Source organism: Synechococcus sp. MU1648 (assembly GCF_023630615.1).
Lineage (GTDB): Bacteria > Cyanobacteriota > Cyanobacteriia > PCC-6307 > Cyanobiaceae > Parasynechococcus.
This window is the reverse complement of the sequence record NZ_JAKUHI010000015.1, coordinates 1-11,376: the sequence shown is the minus strand read 5'-3', so window position 1 is coordinate 11,376 and position 11,376 is coordinate 1. Positions and strand designations below refer to the sequence as shown.

13 protein-coding genes and 1 pseudogene are annotated in these 11,376 nt (G+C 54.5%); 4 read left to right on the top strand and 10 right to left on the bottom strand.

Annotated features, from left to right (window positions below):
* Positions 1–3 precede the first annotated feature (3 nt).
* The 4 genes from NCN06_RS11825 to NCN06_RS11810 all read right to left on the bottom strand — a co-directional run bounded on the left by NCN06_RS11825 (position 4) and on the right by NCN06_RS11810 (position 4,377).
* Positions 4–324: an STAS domain-containing protein gene (locus NCN06_RS11825; RefSeq protein WP_226423373.1), complete on the bottom strand. Its 321-nt coding sequence runs from the start codon at positions 322–324 to the stop codon at positions 4–6.
* A gap of 3 nt (positions 325–327) precedes the next feature.
* Positions 328–2,151 carry an AGE family epimerase/isomerase gene (locus NCN06_RS11820; RefSeq protein ID WP_250398972.1) on the bottom strand — a complete coding sequence of 608 codons (1,824 nt, stop codon included), beginning with the start codon at positions 2,149–2,151 and terminating at the stop codon, positions 328–330.
* Positions 2,152–2,212: 61 nt separating this feature from the next.
* Entirely contained in the window at positions 2,213–2,794 is a 582-nt protein-coding gene (locus tag NCN06_RS11815) for a DJ-1/PfpI family protein (protein WP_226423371.1), read from the bottom strand.
* A gap of 404 nt (positions 2,795–3,198) precedes the next feature.
* Positions 3,199–4,377 carry an ABC transporter ATP-binding protein gene (locus tag NCN06_RS11810; RefSeq protein WP_226423370.1) on the bottom strand — a complete coding sequence of 393 codons (1,179 nt, stop codon included), beginning with the start codon at positions 4,375–4,377 and terminating at the stop codon, positions 3,199–3,201.
* Between the two features lie 58 nt (positions 4,378–4,435).
* Between NCN06_RS11810 and cgtA the strand changes: the two genes are divergently transcribed.
* Positions 4,436–5,425, top strand: a complete 990-nt coding sequence (gene cgtA, locus NCN06_RS11805) for an Obg family GTPase CgtA (protein ID WP_250398971.1) — start codon at positions 4,436–4,438, stop codon at positions 5,423–5,425.
* A gap of 95 nt (positions 5,426–5,520) precedes the next feature.
* Entirely contained in the window at positions 5,521–5,703 is a 183-nt protein-coding gene (locus NCN06_RS11800) for a hypothetical protein (RefSeq protein ID WP_226423367.1), read from the top strand.
* Positions 5,704–5,733: 30 nt separating this feature from the next.
* On the opposite strand, the gene NCN06_RS11795 is transcribed toward NCN06_RS11800, so the two are convergent.
* The 4 genes from NCN06_RS11795 to NCN06_RS11780 all read right to left on the bottom strand — a co-directional run bounded on the left by NCN06_RS11795 (position 5,734) and on the right by NCN06_RS11780 (position 9,598).
* The gene (locus tag NCN06_RS11795) at positions 5,734–5,952 is read right to left on the bottom strand and encodes a CP12 domain-containing protein (protein ID WP_115022670.1); all 219 of its coding nucleotides are present in this window, start codon (positions 5,950–5,952) and stop codon (positions 5,734–5,736) included.
* A 138-nt stretch (positions 5,953–6,090) separates the two neighbouring features.
* Positions 6,091–7,992: an ABC-F family ATP-binding cassette domain-containing protein gene (locus NCN06_RS11790; RefSeq protein WP_250398970.1), complete on the bottom strand. Its 1,902-nt coding sequence runs from the start codon at positions 7,990–7,992 to the stop codon at positions 6,091–6,093.
* Positions 7,989–8,627: a DUF2301 domain-containing membrane protein gene (locus NCN06_RS11785; protein ID WP_115022666.1), complete on the bottom strand. Its 639-nt coding sequence runs from the start codon at positions 8,625–8,627 to the stop codon at positions 7,989–7,991. Before NCN06_RS11785 ends, NCN06_RS11790 begins: the two co-directional genes overlap by 4 nt.
* The gene (locus NCN06_RS11780) at positions 8,624–9,598 is read right to left on the bottom strand and encodes a glutathione S-transferase C-terminal domain-containing protein (protein ID WP_226423364.1); all 975 of its coding nucleotides are present in this window, start codon (positions 9,596–9,598) and stop codon (positions 8,624–8,626) included. Before NCN06_RS11780 ends, NCN06_RS11785 begins: the two co-directional genes overlap by 4 nt.
* 69 nt (positions 9,599–9,667) lie before the next feature.
* Here NCN06_RS11780 and NCN06_RS11775 point away from each other — a divergent pair, with 69 nt between their 5' ends.
* Positions 9,668–10,612, top strand: a complete 945-nt coding sequence (locus tag NCN06_RS11775; protein ID WP_115022706.1) for an aspartoacylase — start codon at positions 9,668–9,670, stop codon at positions 10,610–10,612.
* On the opposite strand, the gene NCN06_RS11770 is transcribed toward NCN06_RS11775, so the two are convergent.
* Together NCN06_RS11770 and NCN06_RS11765 are read right to left on the bottom strand one after the other, a co-directional pair.
* Positions 10,579–10,899 carry a hypothetical protein gene (locus tag NCN06_RS11770; RefSeq protein ID WP_115022663.1) on the bottom strand — a complete coding sequence of 107 codons (321 nt, stop codon included), beginning with the start codon at positions 10,897–10,899 and terminating at the stop codon, positions 10,579–10,581. The genes NCN06_RS11775 and NCN06_RS11770 overlap by 34 nt on opposite strands.
* 27 nt (positions 10,900–10,926) lie before the next feature.
* Positions 10,927–11,073 (bottom strand): YWSERL motif small protein, encoded by a 147-nt coding sequence (locus NCN06_RS11765; protein ID WP_166017640.1) that lies wholly within the window; start codon positions 11,071–11,073, stop codon positions 10,927–10,929.
* A gap of 187 nt (positions 11,074–11,260) precedes the next feature.
* Here NCN06_RS11765 and NCN06_RS11760 point away from each other — a divergent pair.
* A pseudogene (locus NCN06_RS11760) lies at positions 11,261–11,376 on the top strand (photosystem II q(b) protein); the annotation flags it as partial.

Below are 11,376 nucleotides of genomic sequence, written 5' to 3'. Positions count from 1 at the left end.
TTGTTAAGGCAATGATTCAATAGAGTCGTATAGCTTGAAATATTGCAAGAAACCAGTAACTTTCATCGTGTCTTGGATTTCATTAGCCACTCCAATTAATGCCAGATCGACTTTCATTGAGGTTGTTTTTCTTTGAAGCGTTAATAACGTTCTCAGTCCTGCGCTGGACATAAATGGAACCTTTTCCAAGTCCAATGCAACTGCTGTATCTTCTACAAGCTTTTCATCTATAAAATCACGCAGTGTTGAGACTGTTTTCGAGTCAATCTCTCCTGTTACCTTGATGACTTGCCAGTTTTTAATGAGCTCTTGTTGTACTTCCATGGCTCAAACTGTTGCTACGGTTACTTTGACTTTGAGTCTTGTATCTGATTTTGGTAACTGAACGGTTAGCGCGTTGGCGTCAAAGTTGTCATATTCTTTGCCATCGATTTCACACCCAATGATTTTGATTGACCCCTTGGGAAGGATGTCTGGTTCAACTCTTAGTGTCCTGTCCTTAAATCCGTTCGGAAGTGGCTTAAAGAAAAGATCTAATGGACGTTTTTTGATCATCAGATCAATGTATACCGTTGAGAGGAAGCAAAGTTCAGTCGAGTGATATGCACTCATTGAATGACTGCCCTTATAACGTTCAGTCCCCATCAAATAAGGCACACCATTGGCCAACACATTGAAATAGACACCACCATCGTTGTTGTCAAGGAAAAATGCGTTGTAATAGGCGGCACTTTCATCGGAATACTTCTTATATTCTTGCTTTTCGGGCATGTGACCTTGAAGAATCAGGTAGGCGAGGATACCTTGCTCCTGCTGCCACCAGGCCTTCCTATCGTGCCATGCATATCGATGAAATTTTTCGTCCTCTCCCAATACTCTCTCAACTACGTCATACCAACCAAACCGCTGAGAATCATATCCTTTATCAGGCATCAATGCAGCAATCTTTTCGGCAATTTCCACGTACTTCTCTTTTGGCATTTCTGAATAGAAACGCATGAGGTTCCAAGCGATTTTTAGGTTATGGCCAACAACCGCACGATTCTGTTGCCAGCCCCATGTTTGATCTTTGCTCCAATCGTCAAAGAACTTCTCTTGGACAAATGGGCTTTCGTCGTAATCGGGAAAATGATCAGTGATAGTGTCAAATGTGTCTTCCAGGAACTTTTTGTATTTTTCCTCACCCGTAGCCAAATATAAATTAATCAGATATGCCGGAGCGTGGTCACCAACTGAATTCCAGTTCTTCTTGGCTTTGTTTCGTCCAAGAGACTCCTCATGAGCACTCAGTGTTACGGCATGGATGTGGGAGTAGTAACCACCTTTGTCGTTATCTTTAAAGCATTCATCAAACAGTGCTACGGTCTTTTCCGTATCTGCCATAATTTCGGGATCACCATTCAGGCGATATGTCTGTACGGGCCCTGCCAATGCATAAATTTGCTCGTAGGCAGGAATGCAATCATAGTCATCACCAAACTCAGAAACGAGAAGTTTTTGCTCTTCTCCGTCTTTGCCCACTTTTAGTCCGTGATACCAATAGATTAAACCTGTATCAGTATCTGTGAATTTCATTTTATCTCTTAGGTACTTCGTTCCCTTTTCGGCTGCATCCAAATACATCTCCTTGCCTGTCAGCATGTAGGCGCATGCCATCCCATACACCATTCTCGAAATAGTATCTGTTTCTTGCAGATAATCTTCGTTCTTTTTGCCTCCTGTCAGACTGATGACAGTTCGGTAGTTTTGATAATCAATTGGATGCTCAGGAGCATTAAATTGCCATTTGCAATATGAAGATGCTATCTGATCAATTTGATTGATCCACCAACCCTGTTCGTCCGCGTAGCGATAGTGGTTAACATCTTCACCGGCGAAGACCATGTAGTTTATTTCAAACTTGACCTTGTTTTCTGGATAGAATGTTCCATAGGCAAATATCATCTGCCCTTTCTTCAAAAGCTTTCCTAGATCAGCACTGTTCCAACCTTCACCGAGATTTTGCGTTCCCCGTGCATAAGTGTTTCCAGTAATTTTGCATTCGTACTGGCGTCCGTCCGAAGTTTCAATCCCAACAATCTTACTAGATTCTTCGTAGGAAGTGACGTAGCCGGAAATCAGGTCTGAGAAGGAGAAGCCAAGAGTGTTCATGATGTTAAAATCTGGATCTAGGAGTTTTTACTTTGTTGGAAGGGTCTTGATCACCTCACCATCAGATGGCGTTGATCACATCCTTGAATTTTTCGACAAACACATCGACGCATCCAGGATGTTTTCCTGTGATTAGTAGGCCTTGTTGATGGAGTTCAATTGTTTCTCCTTCTTTAATCATGATTTCGGCTCCTGCATTGGCGACATCACAAACGATGTTGTGTGCGCATGTCACTTCCCTTCCCTTTAAGAGTTTTGTATCAGCACAGAACAGCCACAGCGAGTGACAGATTGTCCCTATTGCTAGTCGTCCGTTATCCATTAAGTCAACTGCTTGCCTCAAGAGCTCGACGGCAGGCGCTTTATTCTTTTCTCCCAATTTCGGTTCGTAGCGAAGTCGGTCCATCGCATAACCTCCGATCAAGATCAATCCAGCATATTCATCCAGATTTACCTTGCTGACGCAAGTTCCTACTTCTACTTTACTTGTCTTGTCGTTACCCTCAAACGTGAGTGAATCGTTACCCCATAAATATGATGCGTATTCAACTTCGATGCCTTGCTTTGGGAAGAATTCATTAAAGACGTTGTATTCAGTTTCGTCATAATGCTCTTCCACCAACACCAGAACTTTCTTGCCCATTGACATCGTTCAGATTTTTCCCAAATTAGCAATTCATCTCATATTTGCCTTTATGTCATAAATATTTATCTATATTTTTTCTTTGTTTTTAAGCTTTTGGTCATACTTGGTTCCCTTGTTCATTGCTTTCTTCTCCTTTTCCTTGTTTCGCCTTTGACTCCTCCTGCCTGTTTGGTGTTGAAATGAGGATTTATAAAGCCTTTGGTTTCTCCTTGACTGCTTTTTGGCTCTCTTGTAGCTAGTTAAGCCATCGCCATTATTTCGCTTTTCCGCCTTTGCCGCCTTTGCTGCATCTTGTTCTCACAGTTTTTAGTTGTAATCCTGCAGCGATTATCAGCTTGCATCTCTATTTCTGGTCGTAATTATTTGCAGTCTTGAGTTGTTTGTGTTTTTTGTCTGTGTTTTTACTTTATTGCTTCTCCGTCATTCCCAAATAATCTCCATTTCCTTGGGTTGGATTCCAGGTTGATTTGATCGCCTGGGCTCACATTGACTTCCGGCGTGCTTCTTACCTGTATTAGATGCCCTCCATTTTCGAGTCGACAGGTCAAGATCTGTTCATTCCCTAGGCGTTCGCAATGGCTCACTTTTGCTTTCAAGTTTCGGTTCGTCGCGGGTGCCACATGCCAATGTTCTGGTCTCAATCCAGCAGTGAGCTGTTCGCCTTCTTTTTGCAGTAATTGCTCCATCATTTCCCCCTCAACTTGTATACGTTTCCCGCCCAGGATGAGGGTGCCGTTCGGTCCCACAGTGACCGGCATCAGGCACATCGGTGGGCTCCCTATGAATTGGGCGACGAAGATATTGGAGGGCCATTGGTACAACTCCATGGGCGTCCCAAGTTGTTGCAATCGCCCTTGGTTTAGTACCGCGATGCGGTGTCCCATGGTCATGGCTTCGACTTGGTCATGGGTGACATAAACAGTTGTTGTCCCCAGTTCTCGCTGCAGTTCGACAATCCTTTGACGTGTGCTCGTTCTGAGCTTGGCGTCCAGATTGCTGAGGGGTTCATCCATTAGGAACACCTCAGGATTTCGCGCCATGGCCCGTCCGAGGGCGACCCGTTGTTTTTGGCCACCAGACAGTTCCTTCGGCCATCTGTCGAGCAAATCAGTCAATTCCAGTGATCTGGCGACGGTGTCAATCCTGGCCTCGATCCTTTGCTCCCTGACAGATCGCACACGCAGTGGATTTGGTAACGATCGCGTGGCTCGAAAGGCTTGATCCTGGATGCGTTGGAGTGTGGATCTCGATTGGCTTCTTCGTAGGCCGAAGCTGAGGTTGTCCCGCACACTGAGATGAGGGTAGAGCGCGTAGCTCTGGAACACCATCGCGACGTTGCGGCGCGCTGGCGGCACATCGCTGATGGGCCGGGTTCCGATCCTGATCTCGCCGCTTGTGGGCCTGTCAAGACCAGCGAGGAGTCGGAGCAAGGTGCTTTTGCCGCAACCCGAGGGGCCGACCAGCACCAAGAATTCGCCATTTTGGATTGTCAGATTCAACTGACGAATCACTTCAACGGGATCCCCACCGCCGCGTGCTGGGTAGGTCTTGCTGAGGTCTTCGAAACGGACGCCGGCCAACGGCAGAACTGCATCGGCTGAATCTTAGGGTTATGGATTGGATTGAGCCGGCAGCACCGTGCAGTTCATCGATCAGGCACGGATCACGGTCCGAGGTGGGCGCGGCGGCGACGGTATCGCTGCTTTCCGCCGAGAGAAGTACGTGCCTGCTGGAGGTCCCTCCGGCGGTGACGGCGGCAATGGGGCACCTGTGGTCCTTGAGGCCGACAGCAACCTGCAAACTCTGCTCGATTTCAAATACAAACGCCTGTTCGCTGCCGATGACGGTCGGCGTGGTGGTCCGAACAAGTGCACCGGTGCCTCGGGAAAGGATCTGGTGATCAAGGTGCCTTGCGGCACCGAAGTCCGACACCTGCGGACCGGCATCCTTCTTGGTGATCTCACGACTCCGGGCGAGCGTCTCACCGTCGCTTTCGGTGGCCGTGGTGGTCTGGGCAATGCCCACTACCTCAGCAATCGCAACCGTGCGCCTGAGAAATTCACTGAGGGCCGTGAGGGTGAGGAATGGCCCCTGCAGCTGGAACTCAAGTTGCTTGCTGAGGTGGGCATCATTGGTCTTCCCAATGCCGGAAAGAGCACCTTGATCGCCGTGCTGTCTGCTGCGCGACCCAAGATTGCCGATTACCCCTTCACCACGTTGGTCCCGAACCTTGGTGTTGTACGCCGACCCAGTGGGGATGGAACTGTTTTCGCCGATATTCCGGGGCTTATTGAAGGGGCTGCCCAGGGTGCAGGTCTTGGGCATGATTTTCTGCGTCACATCGAGCGCACCCGCCTGCTGATCCACTTGGTTGATGCCGGTGCTAAGGATCCTGTGGCTGACCTGCACGTTGTCGAGCAGGAGTTAGAGGCCTATGGCCATGGCCTCGTCGATCGACCGCGTTTGTTGGCAATTAACAAGCAGGAGCTGGTCTTAGAGGAGGATCTCCCCAAGCTTCTCAAGGATCTTCAAACAGCGAGCGGTCGCCCTGTGTTGAGCATTTCCGCTGCAATGGGAGCCAACCTTGATCAGTTGCTGGCATCCACTTGGGCGGAGCTCGGGGTTTGAGTCAGATCGCACCAAATGTTTCCGTGTTTTCGGCCACACGGATGCTTGTGGGATATGCGATGTAGAGCCATAACGGGAGTGGTCTCTCGCATGACATGACCTTCTATACCTGTCTCGACAACAAAGGCGACGTGATCGCTCGTTGCCAAACGAAAGAGGACATTGTGGTACTCCAGCGGATGGGTCGACCCATCGCTGAAGTCAAGCAAATGCGCAAAGAGGAGGCTGTCGTCTGCAGCCTGACCGGCAGCCCCTCCGACTACAACGAGGACTACTAAGTCCCCGTTGGATTCCCTGGGCTCGTTGCCTTAGTCGTCGTAGACGCGGCACTCATCTGCATCGGGATTGGCCTCGCAATGCAGCTCAAGGGAGGTGGGGTCGTGGCTGTCGCCGGGGTGATGCTCCTTGTATTCCTCCAGCGACTTGAGCTCTTCGGTGAGGTGACGAACCTTGGCATCGTCTCCAGCAGCTTTGGCTGCTTGGATCTCCGATTGATCCTTCTGGATGTGCTCTTCGATGGACTTCATAAATACAGACCGTGGCCTCGTCTCACCTTACGGCGATTCATCGGTTTTGGAGTGGTGGAATCCACCCCCATGACCTTCCGACAACGTTGACTTGAAGCGGTGGTATCCGTGGCTACAGCTACCGGCTCAGATCGTTGTTCATGGCGCTAATTCGCTGAGTTCCAACCAGCGTTCTTCGGCCTGTTCGATTCGGGAGATTAGATCAGCCAAATCCAGACTCAGCTTCGCCATATCAGCACCCTCTCGTGTCATTTGCTGTTCAAGATTGCCTTTCTGCAGCTCCAGTTCTGGGAGCTGTTGGTCAAGACGAGCAAGCTCCTTGTTTTCCTTGAAGTTCCGACGACGCGGGCCCTCGCGCTTGGTTTCGCGGCTGCGTTCCTGTTTTGGGGCGGAGGGTTTGGACACCACGTTCTGGTTCCGTTCCTCTTGGCGTTGCCGCTCAAGAAACGCGCTGTAGTTCCCTTCAAAACGGTTCAGCCGTCCTTCTTCAAAGGAGAACAAACGATCGACGGTGCGATCGAGGAAGTAACGGTCATGGGAGACAACAATCACGCAGCCCCGGAAGTCCTCGAGAAAGTCTTCGAGAACACTGAGGGTTTGGACATCGAGATCGTTGGTGGGTTCGTCCAGTAGCAGCACGTTGGGCGCCTGGATCAGCATTCGGCAGAGGGTGAGTCGCCGGCGCTCGCCTCCAGAGAGCTTGGCCAAGGGGCTGTGCTGCTGGGCGGGTGGAAACAGAAAGCGTTCCAGCAGTTGTGATGCGGTGACCTGCTCACCCCCCAGATCGATACGACTGGCCGCTTCCTCGACAAATTCGATCACCTTGCGTTCGAGTCCTTTGCCTTGGTCGAAGGCGTCGGTGTGCTGGTCCAGGTAGCCGATGTGAACGGTTTCCCCAAGGCGAAGAGACCCCTGGGTGGGCTCTCTCCGTCCAGCAATGAGATCGAGCAGGGTGGATTTGCCGCTGCCGTTGGGGCCGATGATGCCAATGCGGTCTTCTGGGCTGAAGCTGTAGCTGAAGCCATCCAGCAGAAGGTGGCCTTCGCTGGAGCCGTCGGCTGTCACGCCAACCGCCTCGGCTTCAATGACCTGTTTTCCGATGCGACGGCTGATGCCGTTCATCTCGAGCTTCGCCTTGGCTTGGTTCGGTTTCTGCTCGCGCATCGCTTCGATGCGTTGCAAGCGCGCTTTTTGTTTGGTGCTGCGGGCCTTGGGACCCTGCCTTAGCCATGCCAGTTCACGGCGCAGCACACTTTTGAACTTGGCCGCTGACGCCGCTTCCGAGGCGTCTTCTTCTGCTTTGTGTTGCAGAAAGGTGCTGTAGTTCCCCTGGTAGGTGCGCGCTTGACTTCGGTCGACCTCCACCATTCGCCGTGTCACCCGATCGAGCACGTAGCGGTCATGGGTGACCAGCACCAGGGCGCCTGGATAGCGATCCAGCCAGCTCTGTAACCACTCCACCGCGGCGGCATCGAGGTGGTTGGTGGGTTCATCCAGCAACAGCACATCTGGGCAGGCCACCAGGGCTGACGCCAGTCCCACCCGTTTGCGATAGCCCCCGGAGAGGTCGTCGACCGGGCGTTGGAGATCGCTGATGCCTAATTTTTGCAGCACTTCCCGGCATTGCTGCTCCAGGCTCCAGGCTTCCTCTTCATCCATCCGTTGGCTGAGCTGACCCAGCTCCGAGAGCAGAGCTTCATTGCTGGGGTCTGCGGCAACCGCGTCGCTGAGGGAGCTGAATCGCAACAGCAGATCCCGTTTGGCACCGCAGCCTTCCAGCACCTGTTCCAGCACAGATAGCCCAGGGGTGATGCGACTCTCCTGGCCCACAAGCTCCACTCGAAGCCGGGGTGAACAGCGGCGTTCCCCCTCACCGAGCGGCTCCTTCCCCGCCAGAACTTTCAACAGGGTGGATTTGCCGCTGCCATTGGGGCCGATTAGCCCCAGCCTTTCACCTTCCCCGATGTGGAGATCGAGGCCGGAGAAGAGGGTGCGGATTCCAAAATCCTTGGCGGCACCCACCAGGCTGATCAGACTCACGGCGTGCCTGCTGGCAGTTGACCGTCCAGATAAGCAAACACACTTTTATCGCCCACATCTGCTGCCGCATCCATGCCGAATTTCCGCAGGGCCAGCAGCACCAGCAGCAACGCTGCACTCTCCAACAAGACCAGGCAGAAAGACCCGCTGATCAGCCCCAGCAGATGTCCCAGCAGTGCTGCTGGCAGTAGCAAGGTCAGACCGATGGCTTCGGGTCTTTGGAAGCAGAAAAACTCTTTGAAGCCGATCCCTGCCAAGGCTGCGAACAGGGGGCCGACGGCCAGGATCCACAACGGCTGATCTCGCAGGGTGGCAAGGGCTGTGGAGGGCCCTGCATGCATCAGCAGGGCGCCCCAACCGATGCAACCGGTGAGCCAAAACAGTTGAAGAGCGCGGTGCAGAGGGCGGAGATAGATGTGAATCCAGCGCAGGGACAGCCCCAGTGCAGTGGCGATCGGAAGCACCCAGACCCAAGCCCAGGTGCTTCCGATTTGCCACCACTGCAGCAGTCCAGCGGCCAGGCTGAGGCCAGTGATCAACAGGGCGATCCGATAGGAACGCACCTCCTGGCGGTCGATATCTGTGATGGAGTAGGTGCCGTAGACACCGTCAAAGGTTGGATCTGCGCTGGTCATCCCGACGGAGCCGTGCTGTTTACCAGTGTGCTCAGGTCTGGACCGGCTGGAACTATCCCACCGGGATTGAGGGGAAATAAGGCGCCGAAATAGTCCTGCCGCCAAGCGTTGCCGTCGCAGGTGTCGGCGATGCCAGGCAAGGCGTACAGCCGTTGTCGCCAATGCCAGAGGTTCGGGTAGTGCCAGAGCGGGCGCCGACTACAGCCAAACAGTGGTGCGTAGACCAGCTCCCAGCGGATCAGTGTGGGGAACAGCCGCACATCCGCCAGGCTCAATGTTGTGCCACACAGCCATGGGCCGTTGGTCTCCAGGCTCTGCTCCACCGTATCGAGGGCAGCGAAGAGATCGGCTTCGGCGCGGTCGTAGGCCGCTTGATTGCGGGCGAAACCACAGCGGTAAACACCGTCATTCACCGCTGGTTGCAGCAGGGCTTGCCAGGCCTCGATCCTGTCGGCCGACTGCGGCGGTGCGAGGTCGATGACTGAGCCTTTGAGCGGCCAGCGGTTCAACAGCTCCACCAGTGGAGCACTGTCGTTGCCCAGCAGGGTGCGGGTCTTGGGGTCCACCAGAACAGGAACGGTGGCCCGGTAGGTCGGTGGTGCGCCGCAGTGCCGGTACAGCGCTAGAAGCGTGTCGCAGCCTTCCCAGGCGGGGTTGAGCGCCCAGCGCCCGGCGTTGTGATCCGCTGTCGCGACCAGGAGGTTGACGCTGTCTTGAAGATTGCGCAACTGATGCACCAACCAGGTGCGATGCGCCCAGGGACAACTGCGCCCGATCACGAGGAGAGGGCGTTGAGTTTGGCTGCGTTGGATCAGCTCCTCGCGGTTCAGGGTCGGTGGGGGGAGCGGATCGCTGCTCGGGCGGGTGTAATTGCCTCCGGTATCGGCTGGTCCCAGCCCACCCATGAGCCGTTGCCATTGCCATCGCCAGCCGCAACGGGCGGCACTGACCACAACAGGTGGGATCGACATGGCTCGGTTTGGATCGCTTTTATCTTCGCTGAGAGTCGTGCTTCAGTCAGAACCCCGAGCGCTATGTCCATGACCAGCTGTGGCGTTCTGGTGGTGGCCGGCACCCATGGGAATGAGGTGAATGCCCCCTGGTTGCTGCAGCAGTGGCAGGCCAACCCTGATCTGATTGATGCGGCTGGGCTGCTGGTGCAGAGGGTGATCGGCAACCCCGAGGCGTTGCACCGTCGCTGCCGCTATGTCGATCGCGACCTCAACCGCTGTTTTCTCCCGGATCTTTTGGATCGGGAGACCTCTGGATTGGAATTCCAGCGAGCAGGCGAACTCCTTCGGCTGCACGGCTTCAACGGAGAGCAACCGTGTGCCGTGGCACTTGATCTGCACAGCACCACAGCAGCCATGGGCAATTCACTGGTGGTTTACGGGCGTCGGCCTGCCGATCTTGCCCTCGCCGCTCTGGTTCAGGAGGCTCTCGGCCTGCCGATCTATCTGCATGAAGCGGATGCCCAGCAGACTGGCTTCCTGGTGGAATGCTGGCCCTGCGGACTGGTGATTGAGGTGGGCCCCGTGCCTCAAGGTGTACTGAACGCCAAGATCGTTGAGCAGACCCGTCTTGGCTTGGAAACCTGCCTAAGGGCCTTGGACCAGGTCCGTCAGGGATCAGCCCGGCTTCCGGGTGCTCTTGTGGTGCATCGACACTTGGGGAGTCGCGATCTTCCGAAGGGCGAGGACGGTGAACCGCTTGCCCTTGTTCATCCCGAGCTTCAAGGGCGCGACTGGCAGAGCATCGCTTCTTCGCAGGCCATGTTCAGAGCTGCGGACGGGACGGATCACGGTGAGCTCTGGGTTGATGGCGAGATCCCGGTGTTTGTGAACGAAGCGGCCTATGCCGAAAAAAGCATCGCCTTTTCCTTCACGCGCCGCGAGGTCTGGCCTGTAGAGGAAGCCTGGCTGCCGGCATTGCAGCAGCTGTTGTGCCCAGCTCAACCACAGGCCCAGACACCCTTGCCCTCTTGAGAGCAGATCAGATTGCTCGTCTGGCCGTCGGCCCAGTACATCCGAAGTCGGTCATCCTCGGTGCCGATCCGCAAGGTGAGGGAGCGGAGGGGGCCTGCCGGGGTCTTGCTGTCGGGAGATCTCAGTGCCTCAAGCTCCTGCTCCAGCTGGTTGAGCCGTTGCTCAAGCTGTTCAAGCGAAGCGCGCGCGTTGGCGTCTGGCTTGTCGCTGCCGGAGGGCAACAGCCCACAGCTGGTCAGGCCAACGGAAGCAACCCCAAGGCAAAGCAGTTGGATTAAACGCTGCATGGGCCCTCACTAATTGGCCCCAGCCTCTCAGCAGTAATGGCCTCGGGCCAGCCGTTCACTCCAATAAACCGTTGCACCCTGAGCCTCCAGCTCCATGCGCCTGTGACGGGCCTGAGCCAGGGGAACGGTCTCCTCCAGGCGATGGCCGGCTTGCATCCAGCGGATCAGAACCAAAGATTGCCCTGGTGAGTCTCATGAATCTTAAGTCTTTCGGAAACCTTGTTCTGGCGATGCGTCCTGCTTCGGCGTTGGTTTCGCAAACTGCCGACACACAGCGCAAACTTCCGTTACACTCGAAGTCAGGCAGGGCTCTCCTGCCCTTCCTTAAACCGTTCCTTCGGGAACATTTCTTTCCGTTCTCATGACCACCACCCTCCAGCAGCGCTCCGGCGCTTCCAGCTGGCAGGCCTTCTGTGAGTGGGTCACCTCCACCAACAACCGTCTGTATGTCGGTTGGTTCGGTGTGCTGATGATCCC